Origin of the sequence: Pantoea sp. R13S299, assembly GCF_048515925.1 — a bacterium.
Taxonomy (GTDB): Bacteria; Pseudomonadota; Gammaproteobacteria; order Enterobacterales; family Enterobacteriaceae; genus Pantoea.
The window spans coordinates 1,546,711-1,573,463 of the sequence record NZ_JBLYEF010000001.1; the positions used below are offsets into that span (position 1 = coordinate 1,546,711).

General features: G+C 54.1%; 27 protein-coding genes. 10 read left to right on the plus strand and 17 right to left on the minus strand.

What is annotated here, in order from left to right; all coding sequences use genetic code 11:
• Positions 1-117: 117 nt before the first annotated feature.
• On the minus strand, positions 118-1,602 hold the full coding sequence (putP, locus tag ACN1CO_RS07550; RefSeq protein WP_419138451.1) for a sodium/proline symporter PutP: 1,485 nt from the start codon (positions 1,600-1,602) through the stop codon (positions 118-120).
• Positions 1,603-2,053: 451 nt separating this feature from the next.
• Here putP and putA point away from each other — a divergent pair, with 451 nt between their 5' ends.
• Positions 2,054-6,001, plus strand: coding sequence for a trifunctional transcriptional regulator/proline dehydrogenase/L-glutamate gamma-semialdehyde dehydrogenase (putA, locus tag ACN1CO_RS07555; RefSeq protein ID WP_419138452.1), 3,948 nt, complete (start codon positions 2,054-2,056; stop codon positions 5,999-6,001).
• Between the two features lie 736 nt (positions 6,002-6,737).
• Here putA and ACN1CO_RS07560 read toward each other — a convergent pair.
• The 10 genes from ACN1CO_RS07560 to ACN1CO_RS07605 form a co-directional block, all read right to left on the minus strand.
• A complete protein-coding gene (locus ACN1CO_RS07560) occupies positions 6,738-7,814 on the minus strand; it encodes an acyltransferase family protein (RefSeq protein WP_419138453.1) in 1,077 nt (358 codons plus the stop codon).
• 453 nt (positions 7,815-8,267) lie between these two features.
• The gene (tcyN, locus tag ACN1CO_RS07565; RefSeq protein WP_419138454.1) at positions 8,268-9,020 is read right to left on the minus strand and encodes an L-cystine ABC transporter ATP-binding protein TcyN; all 753 of its coding nucleotides are present in this window, start codon (positions 9,018-9,020) and stop codon (positions 8,268-8,270) included.
• Complete coding sequence (gene tcyL / locus ACN1CO_RS07570) at positions 9,017-9,685, minus strand: cystine ABC transporter permease (RefSeq protein ID WP_003854540.1); 669 nt, start codon at positions 9,683-9,685, stop codon at positions 9,017-9,019. Before tcyL ends, tcyN begins: the two co-directional genes overlap by 4 nt.
• Entirely contained in the window at positions 9,685-10,485 is an 801-nt protein-coding gene (tcyJ, locus tag ACN1CO_RS07575; protein WP_031593429.1) for a cystine ABC transporter substrate-binding protein, read from the minus strand. The genes tcyL and tcyJ overlap by 1 nt, the downstream gene beginning before the upstream one ends.
• A 113-nt stretch (positions 10,486-10,598) precedes the next feature.
• Positions 10,599-11,597: a D-cysteine desulfhydrase gene (locus tag ACN1CO_RS07580; RefSeq protein WP_419138455.1), complete on the minus strand. Its 999-nt coding sequence runs from the start codon at positions 11,595-11,597 to the stop codon at positions 10,599-10,601.
• Between the two features lie 206 nt (positions 11,598-11,803).
• Positions 11,804-12,307: a flagella biosynthesis regulatory protein FliZ gene (gene fliZ / locus ACN1CO_RS07585; protein ID WP_179895473.1), complete on the minus strand. Its 504-nt coding sequence runs from the start codon at positions 12,305-12,307 to the stop codon at positions 11,804-11,806.
• A 50-nt stretch (positions 12,308-12,357) separates the two neighbouring features.
• Positions 12,358-13,080, minus strand: a complete 723-nt coding sequence (locus ACN1CO_RS07590; RefSeq protein ID WP_003854529.1) for an RNA polymerase sigma factor FliA — start codon at positions 13,078-13,080, stop codon at positions 12,358-12,360.
• A 144-nt stretch (positions 13,081-13,224) separates the two neighbouring features.
• Positions 13,225-14,193: an HNH endonuclease signature motif containing protein gene (locus tag ACN1CO_RS07595; RefSeq protein ID WP_419138456.1), complete on the minus strand. Its 969-nt coding sequence runs from the start codon at positions 14,191-14,193 to the stop codon at positions 13,225-13,227.
• Positions 14,194-14,404: 211 nt separating this feature from the next.
• The gene (gene fliB, locus ACN1CO_RS07600) at positions 14,405-15,607 is read right to left on the minus strand and encodes a flagellin lysine-N-methylase (protein WP_419138457.1); all 1,203 of its coding nucleotides are present in this window, start codon (positions 15,605-15,607) and stop codon (positions 14,405-14,407) included.
• A gap of 161 nt (positions 15,608-15,768) precedes the next feature.
• The gene (locus tag ACN1CO_RS07605; protein WP_419138458.1) at positions 15,769-17,052 is read right to left on the minus strand and encodes a FliC/FljB family flagellin; all 1,284 of its coding nucleotides are present in this window, start codon (positions 17,050-17,052) and stop codon (positions 15,769-15,771) included.
• Between the two features lie 336 nt (positions 17,053-17,388).
• Between ACN1CO_RS07605 and fliD the strand changes: the two genes are divergently transcribed.
• The 4 genes from fliD to amyA all read left to right on the plus strand — a co-directional run bounded on the left by fliD (position 17,389) and on the right by amyA (position 21,168).
• Positions 17,389-18,804, plus strand: a complete 1,416-nt coding sequence (fliD, locus tag ACN1CO_RS07610; RefSeq protein WP_419138459.1) for a flagellar filament capping protein FliD — start codon at positions 17,389-17,391, stop codon at positions 18,802-18,804.
• A gap of 8 nt (positions 18,805-18,812) precedes the next feature.
• Entirely contained in the window at positions 18,813-19,217 is a 405-nt protein-coding gene (gene fliS / locus ACN1CO_RS07615; protein WP_283547731.1) for a flagellar export chaperone FliS, read from the plus strand.
• A complete protein-coding gene (gene fliT / locus ACN1CO_RS07620; protein WP_419138460.1) occupies positions 19,217-19,582 on the plus strand; it encodes a flagella biosynthesis regulatory protein FliT in 366 nt (121 codons plus the stop codon). Before fliS ends, fliT begins: the two co-directional genes overlap by 1 nt.
• A gap of 101 nt (positions 19,583-19,683) precedes the next feature.
• A complete protein-coding gene (gene amyA / locus ACN1CO_RS07625; protein WP_419138461.1) occupies positions 19,684-21,168 on the plus strand; it encodes an alpha-amylase in 1,485 nt (494 codons plus the stop codon).
• Positions 21,169-21,270: 102 nt separating this feature from the next.
• Here the strand turns inward: amyA and yedD are convergent, their stop codons facing one another.
• Positions 21,271-21,744 carry a lipoprotein YedD gene (gene yedD / locus ACN1CO_RS07630; protein WP_419138462.1) on the minus strand — a complete coding sequence of 158 codons (474 nt, stop codon included), beginning with the start codon at positions 21,742-21,744 and terminating at the stop codon, positions 21,271-21,273.
• Between the two features lie 253 nt (positions 21,745-21,997).
• Between yedD and ACN1CO_RS07635 the strand changes: the two genes are divergently transcribed.
• On the plus strand, positions 21,998-22,321 hold the full coding sequence (locus ACN1CO_RS07635) for a DUF6388 family protein (RefSeq protein ID WP_419138463.1): 324 nt from the start codon (positions 21,998-22,000) through the stop codon (positions 22,319-22,321).
• Between the two features lie 100 nt (positions 22,322-22,421).
• Here ACN1CO_RS07635 and iraP read toward each other — a convergent pair whose 3' ends face one another.
• A complete protein-coding gene (gene iraP / locus ACN1CO_RS07640) occupies positions 22,422-22,721 on the minus strand; it encodes an anti-adapter protein IraP (protein WP_419138464.1) in 300 nt (99 codons plus the stop codon).
• A 175-nt stretch (positions 22,722-22,896) separates the two neighbouring features.
• Here iraP and ACN1CO_RS07645 point away from each other — a divergent pair, with 175 nt between their 5' ends.
• Positions 22,897-23,136: a DinI-like family protein gene (locus ACN1CO_RS07645; protein WP_003854508.1), complete on the plus strand. Its 240-nt coding sequence runs from the start codon at positions 22,897-22,899 to the stop codon at positions 23,134-23,136.
• Between the two features lie 38 nt (positions 23,137-23,174).
• Here the strand turns inward: ACN1CO_RS07645 and ACN1CO_RS07650 are convergent, their stop codons facing one another.
• The 3 genes from ACN1CO_RS07650 to ACN1CO_RS07660 all read right to left on the minus strand — a co-directional run bounded on the left by ACN1CO_RS07650 (position 23,175) and on the right by ACN1CO_RS07660 (position 24,303).
• The gene (locus ACN1CO_RS07650; protein WP_003854505.1) at positions 23,175-23,441 is read right to left on the minus strand and encodes a hypothetical protein; all 267 of its coding nucleotides are present in this window, start codon (positions 23,439-23,441) and stop codon (positions 23,175-23,177) included.
• 150 nt (positions 23,442-23,591) lie between these two features.
• Positions 23,592-23,933, minus strand: a complete 342-nt coding sequence (locus ACN1CO_RS07655) for a hypothetical protein (RefSeq protein ID WP_419138465.1) — start codon at positions 23,931-23,933, stop codon at positions 23,592-23,594.
• Entirely contained in the window at positions 23,917-24,303 is a 387-nt protein-coding gene (locus ACN1CO_RS07660) for a hypothetical protein (RefSeq protein ID WP_419138466.1), read from the minus strand. Before ACN1CO_RS07660 ends, ACN1CO_RS07655 begins: the two co-directional genes overlap by 17 nt.
• A gap of 135 nt (positions 24,304-24,438) precedes the next feature.
• On the opposite strand from ACN1CO_RS07660, the gene ACN1CO_RS07665 reads away from it, so the two are divergent.
• On the plus strand, positions 24,439-25,071 hold the full coding sequence (locus ACN1CO_RS07665; protein ID WP_419138467.1) for a helix-turn-helix domain-containing protein: 633 nt from the start codon (positions 24,439-24,441) through the stop codon (positions 25,069-25,071).
• 57 nt (positions 25,072-25,128) lie between these two features.
• Here the strand turns inward: ACN1CO_RS07665 and ACN1CO_RS07670 are convergent, their stop codons facing one another.
• Positions 25,129-25,377, minus strand: a complete 249-nt coding sequence (locus tag ACN1CO_RS07670; RefSeq protein ID WP_419138468.1) for a hypothetical protein — start codon at positions 25,375-25,377, stop codon at positions 25,129-25,131.
• 314 nt (positions 25,378-25,691) lie between these two features.
• Between ACN1CO_RS07670 and ACN1CO_RS07675 the strand changes: the two genes are divergently transcribed.
• Positions 25,692-25,892, plus strand: a complete 201-nt coding sequence (locus ACN1CO_RS07675) for a hypothetical protein (protein WP_090960039.1) — start codon at positions 25,692-25,694, stop codon at positions 25,890-25,892.
• A 391-nt stretch (positions 25,893-26,283) separates the two neighbouring features.
• The gene (locus tag ACN1CO_RS07680; RefSeq protein ID WP_419138469.1) at positions 26,284-26,640 is read left to right on the plus strand and encodes a hypothetical protein; all 357 of its coding nucleotides are present in this window, start codon (positions 26,284-26,286) and stop codon (positions 26,638-26,640) included.
• The last annotated feature ends 113 nt before the right edge of the window (positions 26,641-26,753 follow it).

Sequence of the window (26,753 nt, forward strand, 5' to 3'; positions counted from 1 at the left end):
ATTATCGCTGAGAAAAAAACAAGTTACTGGCGGAGATAATTTCATCTTTGGGTGATTTATCTTTGTAACAAAAAGGCCCGTCCCTTGCGGGACGGGCCTTCGTGATTAACGCTTCGCTTATTTAGTCTGGAATTCGGCCTCAGCGGCGGCAAAGCGCTGCTGCGCTTCTGCTGATGGCTCACGTCCCATCAGGCTGAAGACCACAATCGCGATGCTGGCAAAGATGAAGCCAGGGATGATTTCATACAGGCCCAGCCAGCCATACTGTTTCCACACCAGCACGGTCAGCGCACCGATAATCATCCCCGCCAGCGCACCGTTGCGGTTCATGCGCTTCCAGCAGACGCCAAACAGCACCACCGGACCAAACGCCGCACCAAAGCCCGCCCACGCGTAGCTCACCAGGCCCAGCACGCGGTTTTCCGGGTTAGCCGCCAGCGCGATCGCAATCAGCGCCACCAGCAGCACCATCAGACGCCCTACCCAAACCAGCTCTTTCTGGGAGGCATTTTTACGCAGGAAGCCTTTATAGAGGTCTTCGGTCAGGGCGCTGGAGCAGACCAGCAGCTGACAGCTCAGCGTTGACATCACCGCCGCCAGAATCGCTGACAGCAGAATGCCGGCAATCCACGGGTTAAACAGGATGCGTGCCAGCTCGATAAAGACGCGCTCAGCGTTGGCATTAACGCCGGTGGCCAGCGTCGGGTTGTTCTGGAAATAGGCAATACCGAAGAAGCCCACCGCGACCGCACCTGCCAGACAGAGCACCATCCAGGTCATACCGATACGGCGAGCGGTACGGATTGAGCGATGCGAATCCGCCGCCATAAAGCGCGCCAGAATATGCGGCTGCCCGAAGTAGCCCAGGCCCCAGCCGAGCAGCGAGATCACCGCGACGAAGTTCAGCCCTTTCAGCATGTTGAGGTTTTCCAGGCTCTTCGCCTCAATCACCGCCATCGAATCGGACCAGCCGCCGACGGCGATAATCACAAACACCGGCGTCAGGATCAGCGCAAAAATCATCAGGCTCGCCTGAACGGTATCGGTCCAGCTCACCGCCAGGAAACCACCCACCAGCGTATAGAGGATGGTCGCCGCTGCACCTGCCCACAGGGCGGTCTGGTAACTCATCCCAAAGGTGCTTTCAAACAGACGCGCACCGGCCACCACGCCCGAGGCGCAATAGATGGTAAAGAACACGAGGATAACGATGGCGGAGATGACGCGCAGAATTTTACTGTGGTCTTCAAAGCGGCTGGTAAAGAAGTCCGGCAGCGTCAGCGCATTGTTGTGATGCTCGGTCTGGACGCGCAGGCGACCGGCCACGATTTTCCAGTTCAGCCAGGCACCGATGGTCAGGCCAATGGCAATCCAGCTTTCAGAGATACCGGAGATGAAGATGGCACCCGGCAAGCCCATCAGCAGCCAGCCGCTCATATCCGATGCACCGGCAGAGAGTGCCGTGACCACGCTACCCAGGCTGCGACCACCAAGGATGTAATCATCGAAGTTTTTGGTCGAGCGATACGCCGCAAAACCGATTAATACCATCCCAAGAATATAAACCAAAAAGGTCACCAGCATTGGTGTACTTACACTCATCTGTCTCTCCACTTATTATTTGATATCCCAGAGAAATCGCCAGCTACCCGCCTGCCGGAACGGGGCAGAACGGGCCGATTTTCTTCGTCAGGGCGTCAGTCATGTCCCAGCGGCGCGGTATCCTGCCGGAAAGGCGTTGTGCGCACAATGGATTTAACACAGGCGTTACAGTGATTTCACTAACCGTTTGTGAAAACGTGCTGATAGGTTGCACTCGCTCACAGTTATCCGGTTGCACCTCTGTAATACCTGCCTGAAACCCGCTTTTTATCGGGCCTGCCAACCTGGCGAGGATTTTGCAGCAATATCCGTGCCGCATTGCAAAATTTAACAATCGGCGACATTAAAAGGGTGTTAACTGGCTCACATTTAACACGGTTGCACAAAGTTGCAACTTAAGTGATAGTGCAGCCAACGCCGTATTGAACCACTATCAAGGAGCTCTGGAGTCATGGCTACAACCACCATGGGTGTAAAACTGGATGACGCGACACGCGAGCGCATCAAACTGGCTGCGCAGCGAATTGATCGCACGCCACACTGGCTGATCAAACAGGCGATCTTTAACTACCTGGGGCAGCTGGAAAGCGGCGATACCGTGCCGGAGATCCCGCTTTCTGCCCAGGCGGCAGCGGAGTCCGATGAGACCCAGCCAGAGGAGTCGCACCAGCCGTTCCTTGACTTTGCAGAGCAGATTTTACCTCAGTCAGTGACCCGTTCAGCCGTGACCGCCGCCTGGCGTCGTCCGGAGACCGATGCGGTGCCGATGATGCTGGAGCAGGCGCGCTTACCGGCGGCGCTGGCAGAGAAGACCCATCAGCTGGCTTACCAGCTCGCCGACAAGCTGCGGCACCAGAAAGGGGCAACCGGACGCGCTGGCATGGTGCAAAGCCTGCTGCAGGAGTTCTCCCTTTCCTCTCATGAAGGTGTGGCGCTGATGTGCCTGGCCGAAGCGTTATTGCGTATTCCCGACAAACCAACGCGCGATGCGCTGATCCGCGACAAGATCAGCAATGGCAACTGGCAGTCACATCTGGGACGCAGCCCGTCGCTGTTTGTGAACGCGGCGACCTGGGGCCTGCTGTTTACCGGCCGTCTGGTCTCGACCCACAACGAAGCCAACCTCTCAAGCTCACTTAATCGCATTATCGGGAAAGGTGGCGAGCCACTGATCCGCAAAGGCGTGGATATGGCGATGCGGCTGATGGGTGAACAGTTCGTCACCGGTGAAACCATTGCCGAAGCGCTGGCGAATGCCCGCAAGCTGGAAGAGAAAGGCTTCCGTTACTCCTATGACATGCTGGGCGAAGCGGCCCTGACGGCGGGCGATGCCAAAGCCTATCTGCTCTCTTATCAGCAGGCGATCCACGCCATCGGTAAAGCGTCCAATGGCCGTGGCATCTATGAAGGCCCGGGCATCTCCATTAAGCTCTCCGCGCTGCATCCCCGCTACAGCCGTGCGCAGTATGAGCGCGTGATGGAAGAGCTCTACCCTATTCTGAAATCGCTGACGCTGCTGGCTCGCTCTTATGACATCGGCATCAACATCGATGCAGAAGAAGCTGACCGGCTGGAACTGTCGCTGGATATGCTCGAGAAACTCTGTTTCGAGCCAGAGCTGGAAGGCTGGAACGGCATCGGCTTCGTGATTCAGGCCTACATGAAACGCTGTCCATTTGTGATTGATGAGCTGATCGATCTGGCGCAGCGCAGCCGTCGTCGTCTGATGATCCGTCTGGTGAAAGGTGCGTACTGGGACAGCGAAATCAAGCGCGCCCAGATGGAAGGACTTGAAGGCTATCCGGTTTACACCCGCAAGGTTTATACCGATATCTCTTACCTGGCCTGCGCCCGCAAACTGCTGGCTGTGCCCAGCCTGATCTATCCGCAGTTTGCCACCCACAACGCCCACACGCTGGCGGCGATTTATCAGCTGGCGGGCAATAACTACTATCCGGGTCAGTATGAGTTCCAGTGCCTGCACGGCATGGGTGAACCGCTGTATGAGCAGGTAGTCGGCAAAGTGGCGGACGGTAAGCTTAATCGTCCGTGCCGCATCTATGCGCCGGTCGGTACTCATGAAACCCTGCTGGCCTATCTGGTTCGCCGTCTGTTAGAAAACGGGGCCAACACCTCGTTCGTAAACCGCATCGCGGATACCTCGCTGCCGATTGATGAGCTGGTGGCCGATCCGGTTACTGCCGTCGAGAAACTGGGTGCCAGCGAAGGCGCCATTGGTCTGCCGCATCCGAAGATACCCCTGCCGCGCGAGCTGTATGGCGAGAACCGCGTGAACTCGGCGGGTCTGGATATGGCTAACGAACACCGTCTCGCCTCACTTTCCAGCGCCCTGCTGAGCAGCGCGGCACAGCCCTGCCTGGCCGGACCGATGATTGACGGTGAAGCGGGTGCGGGTGAGTTGCGCGACATTCTTAACCCGGCGGCACCTGGCGATCGCGTGGGTCAGGTACGTGAAGCCACTGAGCAGGAAGTCTCTGTAGCGCTGGATGCCGCCGTGAATAGCGGGCCGATCTGGTTTGCTACACCGCCGCAGGAGCGTGCGGCGATTCTGGAACGCGCCGCACAGATTATGGAAGGCCAGATGCAACAGCTGCTTGGCATCCTGGTGCGTGAAGCGGGCAAGACCTACAACAACGCCATCGCGGAAGTGCGCGAAGCGGTGGATTTCCTCTATTACTACGCCGGTATGGTGCGCGACGATTTTGACAACGAAACGCATCGTCCGCTCGGTCCGGTGGTCTGTATCAGTCCGTGGAACTTCCCGCTGGCGATCTTTACCGGTCAGATTGCGGCTGCACTGGCCGCAGGCAACAGCGTGCTGGCTAAACCGGCTGAGCAGACCCCACTGATTGCCGCGCAGGCGGTTCAGATCCTGCTGGATGCGGGTGTGCCGCCAGGCGTGCTGCAACTGCTGCCGGGTCAGGGTGAAACCGTGGGCGCGCAGCTGACCGGAGACAATCGGGTGCGTGGCGTGATGTTTACCGGCTCGACGGCGGTCGCGACCCTGCTGCAGCGTAATCTGGCCGGTCGCCTTGACCAGCACGGTCGCCCGGTGCCACTGATTGCTGAAACTGGCGGGATGAATGCGATGATCGTCGACTCGTCTGCGCTGACTGAGCAGGTGGTGATCGATATCGTCGCCTCTGCCTTCGACAGTGCCGGACAGCGCTGTTCTGCCCTGCGTCTGCTCTGCATTCAGGAAGATGTCGCCGACCATACGCTGAAGATGCTGCGTGGTGCGATGGCGGAGTGCCGCATGGGCAATCCGGAGCGCTTCTCAACCGATATCGGCCCGGTGATTGATGCCGAGGCGAAAGCCAATATCGATCGCCATATTCAGGCGATGCGTAACAAGGGCTTCACGGTTTATCAGGCGGTGCAGAATAATCCGCAGGACAGCAAAGAGTGGAACAGTGGCACCTTTGTTAAGCCGACGCTGATCGAGCTAAATCAGGTCAGCGATCTGGATAAAGAGATCTTTGGACCGGTGCTGCACGTGGTGCGCTTCACCCGCAACAACCTGCCGAAGCTGGTTGAGCAGATCAACGCCTCCGGCTATGGCCTGACGCTGGGCGTGCATACCCGCATCGACGAAACCATCGCGCAGGTCACGGCGAATGCCAGGGTCGGCAACCTCTACGTCAACCGCAACATGGTGGGCGCGGTGGTCGGCGTGCAGCCGTTTGGCGGCGAAGGCTTATCCGGAACCGGTCCGAAAGCCGGTGGCCCGCTCTATCTTTATCGCCTGCTGGCGAATCGCCCGGATAGCGCGCTTCGTCTGACCTTTGATCGTCAGGATGCCGAACGCCCGGCGGACAGCACGCTGCGTCAGGCACTGCTGGCACCGCATCAGGCACTCAGCAACTGGGCAAAAGATAAACCGGAACTGGCGCAACTCTGCCAGCACTATGGCGATCTGGCCCAGGCGGGCGTCGTTCGTCTGCTGCCTGGCCCGACCGGCGAGCGCAATACCTTCTCGCTGTTGCCGCGCGATCAGGTGCTCTGTCTGGCGGATAACGAGCAGGATGCGTTAATCCAGCTGGCTGCGGTCACCAGCGTCGGCAGTAAAGCGCTATGGCAGGATGATGAGCTGCATCGCGCCCTGCGAGCCTCGCTGCCTGATGCGGTGAAAGCGCGCATTACGCTGGCGCGTGATCCGTTAACGGCGGAGTTTGATGCGGTGATCTATCACGGTGATGCCGATCAGCTGCGCACCCTGTGCGAGCAGATTGCGGCACGTGACGGCGCGATTGTGTCGGTGCAGGGCTTCGCTCGTGGCGAGACCAATCTGCTGCTGGAGCGTCTGCTGATTGAGCGTTCGCTGAGTGTGAATACGGCGGCGGCAGGCGGTAATGCGAGTCTGATGACGATTGGGTAGCGGTGACGCTTAAGGGGGGAGTGTTCGCTGCGCGAACGGGCTATGAGAGGGTTTCGTTCGCTTGGTGAGCCGGGCAGTTTCAGTCACGCCTCTGCAGGCGACCAACAAGGGGGCGCCAGTCGCCGCGCCCCCTTGACCCCGGGCTCCGGCCTGCTTCACCGCCGCTTCGCGGTCCCTTCGCCTCTTCCGGATTTCTCACGGACCGCCGGGACGCGCCATCCCTGGCGCGAACCCGCCTCTTCGCGACATCCCTGTCGCTCGTCCTGAAATCCCTCATCCGCTCAGCGGTTCTGACGGCCTCCCTCCCCCGCTTTTATCTCTTCTCTTAATGTTAAGTGCCTAACTGCGGTGAGTTTCAAAGATGGTCTTCGGCTCTCATGCGAGCAGACAACGCTGCATCAAAGAAACACAAAAATTTTGCAGGCGAGGTTTGTCAGAGGCATCCGAAGCGCTGAGGAACAACCGGAGGCAAGGATGAGCCGACAGGACGTCGGCGAAAGGACGGCACGAGCCAGGGATGGCGAGTCCGGACGGTCCGCGGGCCGCAGGGCGTGACGAAGGTACCCCGTGAAACGGGGCGCGGAGGCAGCCGGACGCCGGGATTGTTAAGGGGCGGGCGTCCGCCCCTTGACGCGTCCGCCTGCACGGGCATCCTGAAACTCCCCACCGCCTGGCGGGCGTAACCCGCTCATAGCAAGCCCGCAGCAAAGCCTACCCTGCATGCTGCTAAGCGAAACTACCCCCTGCTATGTGCCCGCTTAACTAATGTCGGAAACACAAACAGCGATTGCCCTACCCCGCGATTAGTCAGCGACCAGATCGCCACTGAACAGAGCGAGCAAATCCCCACGATCGCCACCGGATAGAAGCACGCCCACAGAAACGAAAACCACGCCTGCTCAAACAGATGATGGCGCTGCGCGAACAGAATCGCGGACATGCCAAAGAACTCGATGAAAATACGGTGGATGACGTAAATCTGCAGCGTATTGCGGCCCACCCAGTTGAGATAGCGCATGCTGAAATGCTGATTCAGCCAGCGACAGGCGGCGATACTGAATAACACCGCCAGCACACACAGGAACAGACTCTTATCCAGACCAAATATCACATGAATCCCGGCGACTGCCGCCAGTAGCGCCCAGGGCATCAGATTCTCCCGCCGCCATTCACTCAGGCGTAGCATGGTCTGACTCCAGAACGCACCCAGCAGGAAGAACAGGAAATATTGCGCCAGGCTCTGGGGTCCCCAGAACGGAATCACTTTTTCGACCGCCAGATAATTGAGCAGGATCGCCACCGCCACCAGGGCCAGCTTATAGTGACGGAAAACTTTGGCGCAGAGGAAATACAGTCCCAGCCCATAGAGATACCACGAGGTACTCATGGCCATAAACGTCAGCTTGAGAAACTCGAATAACGAACCGGCATAGGCGGCATTCAGATTCTGTGAAATACGCTGGCCGGTAATTTCGGTGGAGATGCCAATAATTGACCACCACTGAATAAAGCCCCATAGAATATAGAGATAAAAGAGATTGGTGATGCGACTGGTAAACACCTGTTTCCAGGGCCGGTTAATAATGCCATTGGTCGCCAGCAATCCCGACACAAAGAAAAAGGCGGGCATACGCAACGGCGACAGGACCGTATTAAACTGTATCCATATTTCGGCGGGGATCCATCCGGCAGTAAGGTATTTCATCGTCCCTTCAAAGCCGGGTAAAACCGTGTGGTACAGGACCACCAGCAATATGCAGGCGCCCTTCAGGGTATCTACCCACAATATCTGGTCTGACTTAGTCTGGCTCATTCAATGACTCCTGCTGTGTAGGTCAGAATGCTGGAAAGTAAAAGCGAGGAAATCAGTATTGCTTTTATGATTATCCAGCGATTATTCGCCATTGAACCGGTGATGAATGTAGCGAAACTCTTAAAAGCCGCTGGCTGGCCCTGTTGCCACAGTTATTTACTTAGCAGAACGTTTCCTTACACTTATTAATCAGCGTGGCAATAAGCGAATAATCTGCGCCACAGCCAGACTTAACAATAATATCGTTTGATGATCGAAAAAATATAATTAAGAGAAAGCGGCAGCCGTAAAAGCCATTTAATATCCGATGAAAGTAAAAGATTTGTCAGATGTGGCAAAAGGTTTAACGCCTGAATAATTATGTGTGCTAACACATGTCAAATTAAGCGGATTGCGGCAGGAGAAAAAGGGGGTTAAACAGGTTAAAACTGCCTCCCGAAGGAGGCAGTGAGGTTACTGATTGAGGAATTTATCGAGGAACTGACGGGTCCGCGGCTGCTGCGGATTGCTGAACAACGCTTTCGCCTCGCCCTGCTCCACAATGCGTCCCTGATCCATAAATATGGCGCGGTCGGCAACGTCTCGGGCAAAGCTCATCTCATGCGTGACGATGACCATGGTGCGTTTCTCTTCGGCCAGCGCGCGAATGGTGCTGAGCACCTCGCCCACCAGCTCCGGATCCAACGCCGAGGTCGGTTCATCGAAGAGGATCACTTCCGGCCGCATCGCCAGCGCACGGGCAATCGCCACGCGCTGCTGTTGTCCACCCGACAGACGGCGCGGATAACTCTCCTCTTTGCCGTGCAGTCCGACCTTCTCCAGCAGCGTGCGTGCGCGGGCTATTGCATCCGCCTTCGATTCGCGTTTGACGATAACCGGCCCTTCAATAATGTTCTCCATCACCGAACGGTGCGGAAACAGATTGAAGTTCTGGAAGACAAACCCGACCTGCTGACGCAGACGTCGCACCTGCTCTTTCTGCTTACTCTGGGCCAGCGCCGCATCCACGGTAATCTCCCCGACCCGGATAGTGCCGCTATCCGGGACTTCCAGCAGGTTGATACTGCGCAGCAGCGTGGTTTTACCCGAACCGCTGGGACCGATAATCGCCACCACTTCACCGGCCGCCACATCAAGGTCGATGTCGTGCAGCACCGTCTGGCCGTTAAACGATTTCACCAGCTTTCTGACTTCGATGGCGCTCATTTCGACTCCGAATCCTGACGATTAACATGCTGTTCCAGCCGGTTCTGCAACGCAGATAACACCGTTGCCATCACCCAATAGATCAGGGAGGCCGCCAGATACATGGTGAAAACTTCCAGCGTGCGCGAGGTGATCAACTGCGCCTGACGGAACAGCTCCGGCACCTGAATGGTCGCCGCCAGCGAGGTATCTTTCACTAGGCTGATAAAGCTGTTACCCAGCGGAGGCAGCGCGGTGCGTGCTGCCTGTGGCAGGATGACGCGACGCAGGGTCTGCCAGCGCGTCATACCGATACTGGCTGCCGCTTCCCACTGACCGCGCTCAATCGATGAAATCGCGCCGCGCAGAGACTCTGACGCATAGGCGGCGGTATTCAGGGAAAGACCAATCATTGCCGACGGGATCGGATCCAGCTCAATGCCAAACTGCGGCAGGCCGTAGTAGATCATAAACAGCTGGGCGATCAGCGGCGTGCCACGGAAAATCGAGACATAGATCCGCGCCAGCCAGCGAACCGGCCAGAAGCGCGACAGGCGCATCAGCGCCAGAATAAAGCCCAGCAGCAGACCGAAGAACATCCCGCCGATGCTGAGCTGCAGCGTAAACAGCGCGCCTTTTAATAAAAAAGGTGCTGAATCCAGCACCAGTTGAAGACTTTCCTGCATTATTTCGTCACGTCCGCGCCAAACCATTTCTGAGACAGCTTGCTCAGCGAGCCATCTTTCTGCATGTCAGCAATGGCCTGGTCAATCGCTTTCAGCAGATCGTCATTGCCTTTACGAACGGCAACGCCCGATTCCTGACGTGAGAAGGCATCACCGGCAACCGCCATGGTATCGCCAGTTTTCTTCACCAGATCCAGCGCAGCCAGACGGTCCACCAGGATGGCATTCAGACGGCCAGAACGCAGATCCTGATATTTCGTCGGGTCATCATCATAGGTACGGATGTCCACGCCTTTCACATTCTCACGCAGCCACTGCTCGTAGTTGGTGCCCAGACCCACGCCCACCTTCTTGCCCGCCAGATCAGCCGGTTTGGTGATGGTGTTCGCGTTGGCTTTCATGGTCAGTGCCTGAATACCGGAGACGGTGTAGGGCGTGGAGAAGTCATACTTCTTCTTACGCTCATCAGAGATGGTGACCTGGTTGATCACTACATCGATGCGTTTCGCATCAAGTGAGGCCAGCATGCCATCCCACTTGGTCGGTTTCAGGCTCGCTTTGACGCCCATGTGCTGCGCCAGCTGCTCTGCGAATTCCACTTCAAAGCCAGTCAGCTTGCCCTTTTCATCCTGGAAGCTGAATGGCGGATACGTCCCTTCCAGACCCACCAGCAGCGTGCCGCGCTCTTTAATTTTGTTCAGCAGGTTTTCCGCTGCAAAGGTTTTAACGTTGACGCCAGCAATCAGCGCCACAGCCATGACGCCCATCACCATCTGACGACCTGCACGAGAAAAGGACATATTCACCCCATTATTGACAGTATTGTGTGTGTGTTCTTATAAGGGCAGCGCCGCTTATCGCTGCCAGTCCAAAATGATAACGCACGGAGTATAAACTGTTTTATTCGCTTGTCTCAGACCGAAGGATGATAAGCAAATAACGCCGGTGCCCCGCCCGTATGAATAAACAGCAACGGACCTTCACGACGGAAGCGATTCTGGCTGATGCCATCCAGCAGTCCGGCCATCGCCTTGCCGGTATAAACCGGGTCCAGCAGGATCCCTTCCAGCTGCGCCAGCAGTTTCACCGCAGCCATGCCTTCATCATTCGGCTCGCCGTAGCGCGGTGCGAAATAGTCATCCCACAGGGTGATCGGTGCCTTAGCCTGCACTTCCAGCTTCTCTGCCAGCGACTGACGCAGTCGCTCGACCAGCGGCAACTGCGCTTCGACCTGACGTGAAACGGTGACGCCCACCAGCTCGGTTTCGGGCAGCAGATGCTCCAGACCCACCGCCAGTCCGGCATGCGTACCGGCACTGCCTGAGGCGACGACCACGGCGGCAAAATCGACCACGCCTTCACTCTGATGAGCGATCTCCTGCGCGCACTCTACATAGCCTAGCGCACCCAGCGCATTTGAGCCGCCGACCGGCACGATGTAAGGACGGAATCCCTGGGCTTCAAGGCGCGTGGCCTCTTCAGCCAGCTGCTCTGCGGGATTGTGCAGTGCATCGACCATAATCACTTCCGCGTCCATCAGATCCAGTAACAGACGGTTGCCGTTGCTCAGGTAGTTTTCGGAATGGGTACCAATCGGGTTTTCCAGCAGCGCCACGCACTTCAGGCCAAGACGGGCCGCGACGGCCGCCGTCTGACGCACATGGTTGGACTGAATGGCGCCCGCGGTCAGCAGCACATCGGCGCCTTCACGCAGCGCGTCGGCCGCCAGGAATTCGAGTTTACGGAGCTTGTTACCGCCCATCGCTACAGGCGTGAAGTCATCGCGCTTAATAAAGATATCGCGACCCAGATAATCGGAGAGCCGTGGCAGATGTTCTAACGGCGTCGGTGCGCCCAGCAATTCAAGACGAGGGAATTGGTGTATCAGATGTAAAGACAATGCTGCCTCCATTCGGGCACTGGAATTATCTTTATAGTGTTGCAGAAGATGCGCAAAGGATCACCCTGATTCAGGTGTCCGCAGATGCGGTGAGACACAGGCACTGAGAAAAATGCGAGGAGAAAAGAGCGCCGTGCTCCCCCTTCCCTCGACCCGGCTGGCGGGCATAGGGAGAACGTGCCGCAGGCACGCGGGGGAGCAATCGGTGCAGATCAGGCTTACGCCTGCTGCCAGCCTAAGAACTGATCGTACTTGCGCAGCGCGATGCGGTAATTGTTATTACCGGCATCAGGCAGATCGCTTTCCAGACACTGATGCCAGCTATTTCCTTTAAGCCGGTCGGCCGGGAAATTTTTGGCTTTCAGCATCTCATCCAGTCGACGAAGACGCACCACATATTCACGAATCGTGCTGGGGCTCATCTCTGTCTGCTCAAACAGGTACTGTTTGAACGCCATAATGTCGAAGTAATTAGGATGGGTATTGCAAAAAATATCACTGCAAAAACGACAAAGCGCAGTCAGTTCGGGCTGAAGCTTCAGCCACAGCTGCTCATCAATCATCTGGTCCATCCGAGCGATGGCCTCTTTATTGATGATCTGGCCACGAAAAACGAGCGCCATGCGATCTAATACCTTGCCACAGTGTGAACAATTGCTCTGGCTGTGTTTATAGTCTTTAAGATAACGACTTAACGGTCTGGCCTTGGTCTTGGCTCCCATTACTGAGTCCCCGGTTTTTTATAATTTTGAATCGCCAGGAACTGATACTGCTAGCGCGCTCCCGCAAGTCGGGCCCGCAGGCGTTTGATCGCCTGACTGTGCAACTGGCTGACACGGGATTCACCCACATCAAGCACCGCGCCAATCTCTTTCAGGTTCAGTTCTTCCTGGTAGTACAGTGTCAGCACCATCTTTTCACGATCGGGTAACGCTTCGATCGCTTCAATAACGCGCTCACGCAGACTCCCTTCAAGCAACTGGTGAAGCGGATTAGCCTCTTCATGGCCTTCCGTCACCAGCTCCGCGCTGTCGCCGTGCTCTTCCCGATACTCGTCGTAGGAGAAAAGTTGACTGTTGTTGGTGTCCAGCAGGATCTGCCGGTACTCCTCCATGGAAACATTCAGCTGCTGCGCCACTTCCTGCTCGGAGGCAGAGCGTCCCAGCGACTGTTCCACTCTGTGCATTGCTCCGGCCACCTCACGTGCGTTACGACGCACGCTGCGAGGTGCCCAGTCCCGACTACGAAGCTCGTCGAGCATGGCGCCACGAATACGCTGCACGGCATAGGTGGTAAAAGCTGTACCCTGAAGCGCGTCATAGCGCTCTACGGCATTTAACAGCCCTATCCCACCCGCCTGCAGCAGGTCGTCAAGCTCAACGCTTGCCGGCAGGCGAACCTGCAGACGCAGCGCTTCATGTCGCACCAGCGGCACGTAGCGCTGCCAGAGCGAATGCTTGTCCATCACGCCTTCGGCGGTATAGAAATCGTTCACGTTGACTATCCTGCGTTAATGAAGTTATCGGCATGATTATGCAATTCTGTAACGATTTCGATTGACTGAATAGGCGGGGTAAAACGAGGCTATTTCATTTTTGTTACGTCAGAGTGCAGATCCTTCTGCACTCATCAGTGACAATTAACGACGGGCGCGCAGCCGTTGCCGCGTGGCGGGTGGCACTGCGGCCCACAAGCTGCAGATGCGACCGTCCAGCTCCTGATACCAGGGCGCAATATGCTGTCGCGCCTCGTCGCCAGGGTGCACCTGAATCTCTCCCGACTCACCATTAATGCTAATCAGTCGGTTAATAAATAATCGCTGTAAATCACTGCGTAAAAACAGGCCGTTATCGATGCTGTTATCGGCCAGCACGCCGTCATCGCCTTCCAGCGTGTCGATATGGCAGGCTTCTACCCACGGCCAGCCGTGGCGTTCGGTCAGCTCGGTTCCGGTCATCACACAGGCACCGTAGCGGGCTTTGACACCGGCGCTGAATTCCGCCTGACTGGCGCGCTGCAGCACCCGAGCTTTGACGCGACGCCCGACTTCGGTTCCTGGCATCACCGCCGCCGGGACTTTGTGCTGTGGCGTACTCAGCACCACGATGAACTGAATGCGCTGCGATTGCGGAAAACAGGGATCCGCCTGCGGACTGAAGAGCTGCCAGTAAGCGTCATCATCATCCTGATGCATCATCACCAGTTTATATCCGCGACTGTTCAGCAGATTTTGTGCCGTGGCAGATTGCGGGTCGATCATCGCAAAAACCTGACTGCTGCCCATCACCTTCCACAGGTTGTCGCGCTTCTCGTTCTCGCTGCGACGGAAATAGAGGAATGAGAGATTCTGCTTCAGGTAGTACTCAAAGCGACGCAGGTAGTTTTTACGCTCGTTGTCATGAGAGATGAACAGCAGGTCCTCCAGCGGACTGTTGCTCTCCTCCTGCGCGAAAATGGCACGAATTTTCAGCGTGCGCAGGCCGGTTGACGGACTCAGCAAGGCGCGCGCCGTCAGCTCTTTATCATCGGGGTATTGCAAGGCATAACGCCGGGCGATCTCTTCGAAGGTCAGCCGCTCGCCCGGTAACAGGTCATAATTGAAGCGCATAGACACTCCACAAAGTTAAAATCATTAATGATGTTGTTCTGTAGAGAGTTATCGGCAGGCTGAGGGGGAACTGTAACGGGTTGGGAATATAGGGATGAGAGAAAGCGAGCCTGCACCGTTAAGGTCAGGGTTTTGGACAACGGTTGCTTCACTATTGTGTGCGAATGCCCTGGCGTGGCGGTGTGAAAATCACCCGGCACGCCATCCGGGATTATTTCAGCAGGTAAATCAGCGACAAATCGTCATTGACCTTAACCTTGTTAATCTCTGCCAGAAACGCACTCACTGACTGTGAACTGTGTTTTGTTATTGAGTGGTAGCTGTAGATGATATTGATAATATCCTCCTCATCAATCGTTCCGACCAGTTCAACACTGGCGGCTATCAGTGACTTAAGCTGGAACCATTCTGCCGTCAGAAGGTACAGGCTCAGTAACGGGCTGCGAGTTTCATCATTAGGGAAAAACTCATCATAAATGCGGTACTGAATATAGTTATTCATGATCCACGGGCGCTCAGCCAGCCACGGCATAACCTGATTTTGCCAGACGTTGTCCAGCCGGATCATCGACTGGCTGACGTCATCGGTTTTAGCCCCTTCCGACAAAATATAAATTAGCTTATTCAGATAGTGATCCAGAGTGGGAAAGGCACGCCTGTATGTCTTTCCGCCGAACCAGGTCTGCAATCTCAACAGTAAAGACCATTGCAGATTATGGTCAGGCTTAATCTGGTCAAGCTGCCGCCTGATTTCGCCCTGTGCCAGATTATCGAGCACGTCAGAAAAATGACGTTCCATCTTTTCCAGCCAATCCTCTTGGGGGCTGACTTTTTCAGCCGCCAGCAAAAAGGTGGCCAGCGCGTAAAAAGCTTCATCCAGCTTCTCACCGCTCATTTTAACAATATTGAGACACATCAGATTCAGCAGCTTCTTGTGCTGATTGAGATCTTTGGCTTTATTGGCTTCTGGCTGAGTCTGAATGGTCTGTTCGAAGAGCATGGCATCGGGTGAGGCTAATAACTGCCGGGTGGCTTCCGGGCAGGAGAGCACCAGCGTCTTTTGCCGTTCATATTTAAATGTCCTGGCTGAGCGCGGATAAGTAGAGCAGGTCTTACTCAATGCCTCGGCGCCCAGAGTGGAGTGCACCTTGCACAGCAACTCTTCATCCATAAAAGCACAGTTGCCAGAGGCATTCAGCTTCATGGTGCCCCAGTTGGCGACGCTTTTTCCGGTAATGACGATATTTTCGGTCGCCAGGGTTTTTATTTCAATCTGTGAGGATTTCAGATAGCGCTTAACCGTGGGCTTATCCAGATTGATATCCCAGCCTTTGCAGCAATGATCGCGACACTCACTGCCAATACATTTAAAAGCAGTGACAAACAGCGGTTCCACAACAGTAATATTTTTCATTATTTACCTGCTCAACCAGGGTATTAAAAAGCATGAGGGTCAGAGTCAGGATAAATGAAAGCGAGGAGAGTAATTGGCAGAGAAAGGATTAAAAACCAGGCTAATCGTACGCATAAAAAAAACCCCGCCGAGGCGGGGTTTTGAATTTGGGTCGAAGGCGATTAGCCCTGCAGCAGAGACAGAACCTGCTGTGGAACCTGGTTAGCTTTAGACAATACTGAGTTACCAGCCTGCTGCACGATCTGTGCTTTAGACATGTTGGAAACTTCAGTTGCGTAGTCAGCATCCTGAATACGAGACTGTGCTGCAGACAGGTTAGTGGTGGTGTTGTTCAGGTTAGTCACCGCTGAGTTCAGACGGTTCTGTACTGCACCCAGGCTTGAACGGAAGTTATCGACAGAGGCGATAGCTTTATCCAGCAGTGCCAGTGGGTTAGCGGTAGCTGAACCAACGTGCTTGTTAGCGTTAGCAGCATCAGCGATATCGCCGATAGCGCTTGCTACGCCAGCAGTAGGTGTTGCGCCGCCATCAGTGATTGCACCCGCTGCGGTGTTGTAGTCTTTGCCCTGAACAGTCACATAACCCTGTGCTGCGCCAGTTGCATCGCCGCCAACTTTAACGAACTGAGCAGACATAGTACCAGCAGTAACGCCGTTAGCCGTGTCGGTGTAAGTCACGTCAGTGGTGTTCAGTGCAACTTTACCAGTCGCATCATCTACAGAGACTGCATAGTTGTCGCTGCCTGAAGAGACAACGTAAGTTGCAGTGGCTGCGCCAGCTGAAGTCTGTACGTTTTTCAGTGACAGTGAGCTTGCATCTACTTTCAGAGAAGCAGCAACAGCTGACAGGTCAACGTTTTTCAGTGAACCGCTTGCGCCAACCTGAGAGATTGCATCGCTGGTTTTCAGTGCGTTTTTAGAGACGCCGAAACCTGACAGGCCCAGAGTAGAAGAGTCAATCTTCTTCAGGTCGATGTTGATGGTTTCGCCGTCGTTTGCGCCAACCTGGATTTTCATTGCGCCGTCTTTAGCCAGCACGTTCACGCCGTTGAACTGAGTCTGACCAGATACGCGGTCGATTTCGCTCAGACGTGATTTGATTTCGTCCTGGATTGAACCGAGGTCAGAATCAGAGTTGGTGCCGTTCTGAGACTGTACAGTCAGCTCACGAACACGCTGTAAGTTGTTGTTGATTTCTGACAGCGCGCCTTCAGTAGTCTGCGCAGCAGAGATACCGTCGTTAGCGTTACGAGCAGCCTGAGTCAGGCCCTTGATGTTAGAGGTGAAACGGTTGGCAATTGCCTGACCAGCAGCGTCATCTTTCGCGCTGTTGATACGTAAACCAGAAGACAGACGCTCCATTGAAGTAGACAGAGCTGACTGGTTCTTGTTGATGTTGTTCTGAGTGATCAGCGAGAGGCTGTTGGTATTAATGACTTGGGCCATGATGAATTTTCCTGTTAATCAAGTCTTTCGGTTAAGGTGTGGGCTTCAACCCGCCGGCTTCAGCGCCGTCAAAGTTGTTATCGTCTGCCGTTTAACAACCTTTAGAATTTTTTTAGTACCAGGCGAATTTTTCTGCTTCAACCTGTCACGTTTTAAGTTATCGCCAACCTTGCCAACTTCTTTAGACTTAATTCATTAATTTTCTAGCCGCTGAATTACCCTTCTCTATAGTGCTTATTTACCTCATTACCCTAAGGCAAATAACCTTAAACTTTCCTTATTCAAGGCCGATAACCCAGGTATCAATTTCTCTGTCGACCTTATAAAGGAATGAACATGGCTAGTATAAGCAACCTTGGTGTGGGCTCCGGCCTGCCACTCAGTACCATGCTTGACAGTTTGACCACCGCTGAAAAAGCTTCACTTACACCCATTTCCAAGCAGCAGTCGGCTTATACGGCCAAGCTCAGTGCCTATGCCACGCTGAAAAGTTCACTGACGACTTTCCAGACTGCCAACACCAAGCTGAACAGTGCTGACCTGTTTACCTCGACCACCGCAGCCAGCAGCTCGACGGCGTTCAGCGCGACGACCTCTGGCAGCACTGTGGCCGGTAAATATGCCATTAACGTGACGCAGCTGGCGCAGGCGCAGGTTCTGACCTCCTCCGTGCAGAGCAGCAACACCGCCGCGCTGGGCGATAGCTCAGTGGCCAGCCGCAGCATCGCGATTACCTTAAAAGATGGTTCAAGCAAAAGCGTGACGCTCTCCAGCGATCAGACTTCGCTGACCGGTATGCGTGACGCTATCAATGGCGCCAATGCCGGCGTCACTGCCACCATTATTAAGGTGTCGGATGGCAGCTTCCGCCTCTCCATGAATGCCAACAAAACTGGCAGCGACAATGCAGTGGCAACGATTGCCGTTACCGGCGACAGCACGCTGCAGGGCGTTGTGGGCTTTGATGCCTCTGCCAGCAGCAATCCGATGACGCAAAGCGTTAAAGCGCAGAATGCCCAGCTCACGGTTAACAACGTTGCGATTGAGAACAGCAGCAACCAGATCAGTGATGCGCTGGAAGGGATTACCCTGAATCTGACCGCGCAGACAGTTGGCGATCAGTCGCTGACGATTACCAAAGACACGTCAAAAGCCTCCAGCGCCATCAGCGGCTGGGTATCTGCTTATAATACGTTGCTGGATCAGTTCAATACCCTGACCAAATACACCAAGGTTGATACCAACACGGATTCTCAGGACTCCGGCAATGGCGCCCTGATCGGTGACAGCACATTGCGCACGATTGAAACGCAGCTGAAAAGCATGCTGACCAACGCGCAAAGCTCCTCTTCCTTCAAATCGCTGGGGCAGATTGGTGTCACCACCGATCCTAAAACCGGTTCACTGTTAATTGATACAACGAAGGTTAACGCAGCGCTGGATAAAGATTCCGCCGGCGTAAAAGAGATGATCGTGGGCGACGGTAAAACCACCGGTATTACCACCAAAATCGCGACCAACATCACGGGCTGGTTATCGACCAAAGGGATTGTTCAGTCCGCCACCGATGGCGTCAGCAAGACACTGAATAACTTAACCGCCCTCTATAACACCACCAGCGATCGCATTGATGCGGATATCGCACGCTATAAAACACAGTTTACTCAGCTTGATCTGGCCATCAGTAAACTCAACTCGACCAGTACGTATCTGACGCAGCAGTTCGATACCTCAAGTTCTAATAAATCATAGGAGTGACCATGTACAGCGCTACAGGCACCAAAGCCTATGCAAAAATTGGCGTCGAAAGCGCCGTCATGAGCGCCACCCAGCAGCAGCTGGTTGGTATGCTGTTCGACGGTGCACTGAGCGCGTTAATCCGCGCCCGCTTGTTTATGCAGGATGGCAATATTGAAGGCAAAGGCAGCTCCATCTCCAAAGCGATCAATATTATCGAAGCGGGCCTGAAAGAGGGTCTGACTGAAAACCGTGGTGATGAGCTGGCAGACAATCTGCTGGATCTTTACAACTACATGACGCGTCGCCTGTTGCATGCCAACCTGCACAATGATGTTGCAGCGGTTGAGGAGGTCGAAGGCCTGCTGCGCAATATCGCGGACGCGTGGAAAGAAGTGGTTCACTCAATGATTCAGGACGCCGTTTAATGACAACTGCACCGCATCTGATTACCGTTTACCAACAGTTACTCGATCTCAGCCACGGAATGCTGCGTCATGCAGTACAGGGCGAATGGGATGAATTGATCAGCAGGGAGATGGAGTATGTCAGTGCGGTGCAGAACTTAGCCCAATCGACAGATGCTGTGTCGCCCTCGTCGCAGACGCAGGAGCAGTTACGCCCGGTACTGCGCCGTATTCTGGATAACGAATGCGAAGTAAAACGTCTGCTGCAGGCGCGGATGGATGAGCTGGCCACGCTGGTCGGTCAGAACACCCGTCAGAAATCAGTGATGTCCGCCTACAGCAGTCAGGGCGGTTTAGTCATGGTACCGCGCGAAACCCTCTCCTGATCCCCTGCTCTGCTACGCCGCCAGATTTATTTCTCTGCGCGGCGTCTCTTTTTTGCCGCTTACTCCATACTTGATTCTCATCATCCCCTGGAGTGTGGTACATGCAAAACCCAACGTTATTACAGTTTTTCCATTGGTATTACCCGGATGGCAGCAAACTGTGGCCGGAAGTCGCCGATCACGCGGCCTGGCTCAGCGAAATCGGTATCACCATGGCGTGGTTGCCACCGTGCTACAAAGGGGGTTCTGGTGGCTATTCTGTCGGTTACGACAGCTATGATCTGTTCGACCTAGGGGAATTTGATCAGAAAGGTGGCGTTGCCACCAAATATGGCGACAAAGCGCAATTACTGGCGGCGACAGAAGCCCTGCGCAGCCACAACGTCGGGGTGCTGCTGGATGTGGTGCTGAACCACAAGATGGGCGCTGACGAGAAAGAGGCGATCAGCGTTAACCGAGTCAATCCGGATAACCGCGATGAAATTTATGAAGAGGTTGTCGAATGCGAAGCCTGGACCAAATTCACCTTTCCGGCCCGCGCCGGGGAATATTCGAAATTTGTCTGGGACCACAAATGCTTTAGCGGCGTAGACCACATCGAAAATCCGGACGAAAACGGCGTATTCAAAATCATCAATGACTACACCGCCGAAGGCTGGAACGATCAGGTCGATAACGAGCTGGGCAACTTCGACTATCTGATGGGTGCCAACATCGATTTCCGCAACAATGCGGTCCGGGAAGAGCTGAAATACTGGGCGCGCTGGGTGATGGAACAGGTGCCCTCCTGCACCGGCTTTCGTCTGGATGCGGTAAAACATATCCCGGCCTGGTTCTACAAAGAGTGGATCGAGCATATTCAGGAAGTCGCTGAAGAGCCGATGTTTATCGTCGCGGAGTACTGGTCGTTTGAAACCGAGAAGCTGCAGGAGTATGTGCATCAGGTGGAAGGCAAAACCATGCTGTTCGATGCGCCGCTGCATATGAACTTCCATCAGGCTTCGACCGCGGGCAGCGCCTACGATATGAGCCAGATTTTTGCCAACTCGCTGGTGGTGGCTGATCCCTGGCATGCCGTGACCATCGTTGCCAACCACGATACCCAGCCGCTACAGTCGCTGGAAGCGCCGGTTGAAGCCTGGTTTAAACCGCTGGCCTATGCGCTAATTCTGTTGCGTGAACAGGGTGTGCCTACCATTTTCTATCCTGACCTGTTCGGGGCAAGCTATGAAGATGAGGGCGGCGACGGCGAGAAGTACAAAATTGAGATGCCGGTGATCCCTGAACTGGAAGGATTAATCCGGGCGCGCCAGCAGTATGGCTGGGGTGTACAGACCGACTATTTTGATCATCCCAACTGTGTTGCATTCAGCCGCAGTGGCACCGAAACGCAGCCGGGCTGTGTTGTCATCATGTCGAACGGCGATGCGGGCGAGAAAAGCGTGCCGATGGGTGAAGGTTTTGCCGGTAAGGTCTGGCGCGATCACCTGGGGAACCGTGAAGAGACCATTACCGCTGACGAGCACGGCACCGCAGTGTTTGTCTGTAACGGTGGCAGCGTCAGCGTCTGGGTGGTTGCAGAATAAAGTCTTTATAGAATTGACGTGGTAAAAACAAAAACCGCCCCGGCAGGCAAGAGCGTGAAGTGCGCTCTGCCCGACCGGGGCGGTTCTGTTATAAGTCTGCTGTTACGACTTCGCGTTGTTTTCAGTAATCGGTGTGCGCAGCAGTTGCGGTTCGATGTTCTGAATCACGGCGGCTTTTGGCTGCTTCGCGACTTCTTCCAGTGCCTGCTGACATTCGACGGTCGGACGCTCAACTTTACGCAGGGTCATCCGGTCGTAGCTCAGTTCGCCATTTTCCACCACCAGCGGCATCACCCGCAGCTGGCGTGTCACGTTGACATAATCGCCGCCGAGACGCGTCAGTTTGCCCGGCTTCGCGATCACCCGCATCCACTGACGGCAATCCAGGGTGCTGCCATCCGCATTAATGATCACGCTGGCCATCGCCTTTTCGTTGATCAGGCTGCTCTGTGGGCCGACAGTTTGCCAGGTTCCCTGCAGATCAGCGGGCGCCGGCGTCTGCACCGCGTTTTCATAATCGTTAATTTGCGCACAGCCACTCAGTGCCAGGGCGGCAATCAGCATCCACTTTTTCATGTTTAATCCCTAAGATCACGTCAATGGCGGCTACGTTATAATTTTTCCACCGCGTAACGCAAGATATCTGGGTGTTCAGACACCACGGAAACCCTGATTGCGGCAGAATTTAACCGGCAGCGAGTTCAGTGGTCTGCGTTTTGACCGGCAAATCGCTGGCGAAGCGGGTTCATCCAGGGCCTTTGCCACGCCTGACAAGCGATAAACAACCCGCTACACTGGCGCGCTGCAACAGACTTACAGGAATATGAACATGAAAACGCCAGAAGCCTACTATGCCCAGGCACGCAAGATGTTTTTTACCGCGCATCCCGACTTTCAGTCTGCATTGGATGAATTAACCGAGAGCGATGCCCGTGCCGCCAACCTGTCACTGCGACAGCTGCGCGAATGGCATGCCGAACGCATCTATGCGGCCTTTTTGCGTCAGAAGAATCTGGATGGGATGATTTTCTCTATTCAGCTCGCTGAGCCGGATAAAGCGGTAGCGGCTGAAGCGATCGAGACCTATCTTAAATCTCATGCTGAGTCGCTGGGGATGAGCTGGGAAGAGTTTTGCATTAAAAACGAGCTGTAATCAGCGCCACGCAGAAGATGCCTGACACAAACAGTGCGCTTGCACTGCCTCTGGAGATGTTGCTGGATTGCCACCTTCAGAGGCGAATTTTTTCCTGGCCCTACTCTCTCTCTTCCATAGTCTTACCTTTCACTTCTACATAACTCGCGACGGCGAGCAGACGATTAATGTGCGTCAGCAGCAGGTCAACATCAGACTGCAGAAATTCGGTTGAAGATTGCGAAGCGGTAATAATCGCATCCTGCACCGTTTCTGAAATGGTCAGCGAGTTATCCTGTTTCGCCTGCACCAGCAGCGCTGCAACCAGCAGGGACTGCGCTTCCAGCTGAGCAGTCAGCTCTTTCGCATCCACATCCATCTTTGACAGTTTAAGCAGAATTTCTATTACCAGTTGTCGCATCGCAGGCCTCCTGAAGAGTAAGCCGCCATTATGTCGCGATGCGTACGCATTTTGCTAGTCGAAGATCGCGGTTTACGCGAGATAAAAATTTACGCGAAATCGGGCGCGCTGCCTTGCCACTGTTTTTATTTACAGTATTATATGTCAGCGATTTTGCCCTGAATGGATTGCCATCATGTTTGTTGAGTTAATTTATGACAAGCGCAACGTTGCCGGTTTACCGGGTGCTCGCGAGATGATTCGTGAGGAGCTGGAAAAGCGGGTGCATCGGGTGTTTCCTGACATTGAAGTCAAGGTCAAGCCGATGGAACGTAACGCGATTGATACGGATTTAAGTAAGAACGATAAAGCGACGGTTGCGCGGATTGTTGAGGAGATGTTCGACGAAGCGGAAATGTGGCTGGTGGCCGATTAATCCCTTAACGGCCACCGCATCAGTTAGCGGGAGATGACTTAGCTCTCCTGCTCGCTGTGATTAATTTCAATCTCGATGTCCTGAATAGCGGCATCCAGATCTTCCAGCAGTTTACCCTGCTTATTCAGCAACGCATCGATCCGGTCGGCGTTGGTCTTGTCTTTGTACTCACCGGCATCAAACGCTAACCAATGGCTGGAAAGGGTTTCGGTGTTGGTCTGCGCATAGTGGCGCATCTCTTTTAGCTGAGAAGTGACGTCACGCAGATAGTCAGTTTTGGTCTTGGTTTCTGTTGAATCGCTCATGCTAAATTTCCTTCTGGTCAGTTATCCAAAGTGATTAGGCTTAGCGGTTCATCAACCGGCCAATCAGCGGGCGGGCATTCAGATACAAATGTCGCCCGGAGATTTAAAACTAGTCGATAATAGCGAAGCCGCACTAGGAATAATCGGAAGTTACGGTTTCTGAGCCGGCTTCGTTGCTGGCGCCTCACTGACAATGACCACTTCTTTGACTTTTGTTACCGTTTTGTCGGCTATACGATCCGGTATGGTATCGAGCTTGTGCTGTAATGCGCCGACCTGTTCAGTCAGCAGTTCTACCCGATCATCTCGTCGCGCCGCAATTATCCGATAATCCGCCCGAATCTCCTCGATCCGCCTGTTTGCCGTGTTACTGACATACAGGAAAATAATCGTCATCAGGATGCAAATCATCGAACAGCTCAGCAGAATGCAGCCGAGAATAACTTTGCGCCGGTATGACATCGGAGCTTTAGTGCTATTGATCGTTGGCATGGGTATGATCCTCCAGAGTTGAGATGAGCCGATCAATCTCATTACGAAATTTATCGTTGTGATCGGTTTCGGTCATGGCCAGTAAAATCCCTACCGCATTCTTGATTAACCGAAGATCGGTTTCGAGTGTCGAGATACGCCGCAGATTCCTGTCGTGCCGGTCGCGTAACTCATCATTCTCCTCACGTATCAGCAGGTTGCTCTCTTTCAGCAATACCACCTGCTCTTTGTAGCTGGTTATAATTTCGCCGCCTGCCCGATTACTGGTTACGATTGACGCGATACCCGCCAATAACGGTTTCCAGAACAGTGCTGCTGCGCCCCCACCCAGAACTAACGCACCCATACTGGTAATAAGACTACTTTCCATGCCACACCCCTTTGTCCGGTAAGGTCTCTGGAACCACTGCGTGCTGAACAGCCACGTCCTCAGCCTGAAATTTAAGATTGCTTAAATACCAAGCTTAAGTATACTTAAGTCATTATCAACCAAAAAGTCAAGCTGATGAAAAATGAAACGCTGGGTGACCGCATCCGACTCCGACGTAAATCACTGCAGTTAACGCAGAAGCAATTGGCGCAGAAGGTAAAAGTGTCCCATGTGGCGATTTCGCAATGGGAAAAAGAGGAGACATTGCCGCGTGGTGAGAACCTGCTACGGCTTGCCGAAGCGCTGGGCTGCGCCCCGGCTTTTCTTATAGATGGGGATGGTCCTGTTTTCAGTGAAAGCGCGTATGGTGGTCTGCATCAGATCCCACTGCTGGCACAACGCGATGTTGCGCAATGGCTGACAGACGCCAGTTCTGTTCGGCATGAGCTGCTGATGCACAACGACATGGCGCTTTCGCAACAGAGCTTTGCCATTCGGGTGGAAGAACAGGCGATGACGCCTGCAATTCTGAAGGAAGATGTGGTGATCATTGATCCCAGCCTGACACCTCAGCCCGGCGACTGCGTGCTGGCATTGCAGCAACAGGTCGCCCTGCTTCGTACCTGGCGTCAGCGCGGCTGTGAAGATGGCATCACGCAATTTGAACTGGCACCGGTGAATATCAATTTCCCTGAGCTGCATTCCAGCCGGGATAGCCTGAAACTGCTGGGTACGCTGGTAGAGTTACGGCGTTATCGCCAGCCATAAAAAAACCCGCAGACGCGGGTTAATTTTTCATCGTACAACGGGGGTCCGGGCGGGCACTTACAGGGCGTCGGTGAGTTGATCCACAATCACCTTGCCCTGCAGATCGGTCTGCATAATGCGGTAATTCACCGGCCATGAGCGGCGGGTACTGAGTTTATCGAACAACGTCACACCGCCTTTTTTGACACCCTGGCGGTTAACAATAATCCATTCGGTCACTTCTTCCTGACCACGATTTTTCAGGCTCACCGAACGTTGTTCGATCAACTGATCTTCAGCTTCAATCTTTAAATAGTCTCGTAACATAATTTCTATCTCCTGGTAACGCAGGTCACTATATGCCTTTTGTTAATCCGTTCAATCGAATTTATTTATCGATCATTTTATCGACAATGTGACCTGCCGCAAGCGAGACGACAGGTTTGTCCATTTCAGCCGCATCAATTCCCCGTTAGCATGATCCTGCTGTACACACCCGAACATCGAAAAATGACGTGTTCAGTATGAGAGAAACTCCGATTAGCCCGCCTCTGGCGGGCTTTTTTTGTCTTCAATCTGCTGCGAATGCGGGATTTCAGTGCTGGTCTAGACTTAAGGGACTGGGATAAAAGGAGTGAAATATGTTTAAGCACAATACGAATGAAGAACGTAAGAAAGAAGGTGATGTCAGCAAAAGCCTGCCCGAAGCCGCGCCACATGCCGGTAATGCTTATGAGGAAGATGATCATCCCGCCACTGATGCCCCAAAAGATCATGGCGAAGTGCCGCGCAAAAACGATGACAGCCAGGATGATAAGAAAGATCCTTACAAAGCAAGCTGATGTGCGAGAGGCGCGCCCGTGGGGCGCGCTGCTTACAGTTATAAATTAATGCTTCTGGAATGCGTCGCCAGCACCTCTAATCCTGAAAGTTAGTGAGTCTCCCCTTCTATCCCCCTCTTGCCGTTGAAGTTACACACCCGCGAGAATCCTCCGGACTCTGCTGAATGAATCCTGAGAATTAGCCAGCGTGCAGCACTTCATGAATGTGTGTATGCATTCCCGTAATTGACCCTCTCATTCTCTGCTGGCTATCAAAAGGTCTGGTCCGGCATGCGCTGTGTTCAGGTTTGAGTAACGCTAAATGTTGTAATATCAGATCCGGTTAGCTGAGTGACTCAATCGCAGCAACGTGGGTACAAATGCCGGAAAAAATTTAATGAGAATGCATGTCATGAAAAGAATGATTGTTGGCCTGAGTCTGGTTCTGCTGGGCGGATGTGTGGATATGGGACGGGTTGGGTTGCACCCGGATACGAAAACCGCTTATTTCGACGGTCATCCTTATCAGGTTGAATCCTGCCTTACGGTTGCGGCACAGGATCGGAGACTCTATCTGGAGCAGGATGATCCGCTGCCGAATGGCGGTAAGCGATTTAACCTGGTAGAGGATAATGAAACCATAGCCTGGGTTGAGATTTCAAAGTTCAGCCATCATCAGACCAGCGCGACGTTTTACTATGATCCAAAAGCAGCGGATATCAGTGCATCTGTTTCAGCGATGATCGCGGCATGCAAAACATCGCTTTAGTGGCGTCGTAAGAATGGCGTGTTAAGTCGCTCGTGATATTGAGATCAGTTGTCAGATCAGCCGTAATACAAGCGCTTGCCTGACAACCTCTATCACTCTTCTCAACGGGAATG

Bases quoted from the DNA above. Each gene is read 5' to 3' on its own strand.
- putP (WP_419138451.1), bottom strand. From the start codon at position 1,602: ATGAGTGTAAGTACACCAATGCTGGTGACCTTTTTGGTTTATATTCTT.
- putA (WP_419138452.1), top strand. From the start codon at position 2,054: ATGGCTACAACCACCATGGGTGTAAAACTGGATGACGCGACACGCGAG.
- ACN1CO_RS07560 (WP_419138453.1), bottom strand. From the start codon at position 7,814: ATGAGCCAGACTAAGTCAGACCAGATATTGTGGGTAGATACCCTGAAG.
- tcyN (WP_419138454.1), bottom strand. From the start codon at position 9,020: ATGAGCGCCATCGAAGTCAGAAAGCTGGTGAAATCGTTTAACGGCCAG.
- tcyL (WP_003854540.1), bottom strand. From the start codon at position 9,685: ATGCAGGAAAGTCTTCAACTGGTGCTGGATTCAGCACCTTTTTTATTA.
- tcyJ (WP_031593429.1), bottom strand. From the start codon at position 10,485: ATGTCCTTTTCTCGTGCAGGTCGTCAGATGGTGATGGGCGTCATGGCT.
- ACN1CO_RS07580 (WP_419138455.1), bottom strand. From the start codon at position 11,597: ATGGAGGCAGCATTGTCTTTACATCTGATACACCAATTCCCTCGTCTT.
- fliZ (WP_179895473.1), bottom strand. From the start codon at position 12,307: ATGGGAGCCAAGACCAAGGCCAGACCGTTAAGTCGTTATCTTAAAGAC.
- ACN1CO_RS07595 (WP_419138456.1), bottom strand. From the start codon at position 14,193: ATGCGCTTCAATTATGACCTGTTACCGGGCGAGCGGCTGACCTTCGAA.
- fliB (WP_419138457.1), bottom strand. From the start codon at position 15,607: ATGAAAAATATTACTGTTGTGGAACCGCTGTTTGTCACTGCTTTTAAA.
- ACN1CO_RS07605 (WP_419138458.1), bottom strand. From the start codon at position 17,052: ATGGCCCAAGTCATTAATACCAACAGCCTCTCGCTGATCACTCAGAAC.
- fliD (WP_419138459.1), top strand. From the start codon at position 17,389: ATGGCTAGTATAAGCAACCTTGGTGTGGGCTCCGGCCTGCCACTCAGT.
- fliS (WP_283547731.1), top strand. From the start codon at position 18,813: ATGTACAGCGCTACAGGCACCAAAGCCTATGCAAAAATTGGCGTCGAA.
- fliT (WP_419138460.1), top strand. From the start codon at position 19,217: ATGACAACTGCACCGCATCTGATTACCGTTTACCAACAGTTACTCGAT.
- amyA (WP_419138461.1), top strand. From the start codon at position 19,684: ATGCAAAACCCAACGTTATTACAGTTTTTCCATTGGTATTACCCGGAT.
- yedD (WP_419138462.1), bottom strand. From the start codon at position 21,744: ATGAAAAAGTGGATGCTGATTGCCGCCCTGGCACTGAGTGGCTGTGCG.
- ACN1CO_RS07635 (WP_419138463.1), top strand. From the start codon at position 21,998: ATGAAAACGCCAGAAGCCTACTATGCCCAGGCACGCAAGATGTTTTTT.
- iraP (WP_419138464.1), bottom strand. From the start codon at position 22,721: ATGCGACAACTGGTAATAGAAATTCTGCTTAAACTGTCAAAGATGGAT.
- ACN1CO_RS07645 (WP_003854508.1), top strand. From the start codon at position 22,897: ATGTTTGTTGAGTTAATTTATGACAAGCGCAACGTTGCCGGTTTACCG.
- ACN1CO_RS07650 (WP_003854505.1), bottom strand. From the start codon at position 23,441: ATGAGCGATTCAACAGAAACCAAGACCAAAACTGACTATCTGCGTGAC.
- ACN1CO_RS07655 (WP_419138465.1), bottom strand. From the start codon at position 23,933: ATGCCAACGATCAATAGCACTAAAGCTCCGATGTCATACCGGCGCAAA.
- ACN1CO_RS07660 (WP_419138466.1), bottom strand. From the start codon at position 24,303: ATGGAAAGTAGTCTTATTACCAGTATGGGTGCGTTAGTTCTGGGTGGG.
- ACN1CO_RS07665 (WP_419138467.1), top strand. From the start codon at position 24,439: ATGAAAAATGAAACGCTGGGTGACCGCATCCGACTCCGACGTAAATCA.
- ACN1CO_RS07670 (WP_419138468.1), bottom strand. From the start codon at position 25,377: ATGTTACGAGACTATTTAAAGATTGAAGCTGAAGATCAGTTGATCGAA.
- ACN1CO_RS07675 (WP_090960039.1), top strand. From the start codon at position 25,692: ATGTTTAAGCACAATACGAATGAAGAACGTAAGAAAGAAGGTGATGTC.
- ACN1CO_RS07680 (WP_419138469.1), top strand. From the start codon at position 26,284: ATGAAAAGAATGATTGTTGGCCTGAGTCTGGTTCTGCTGGGCGGATGT.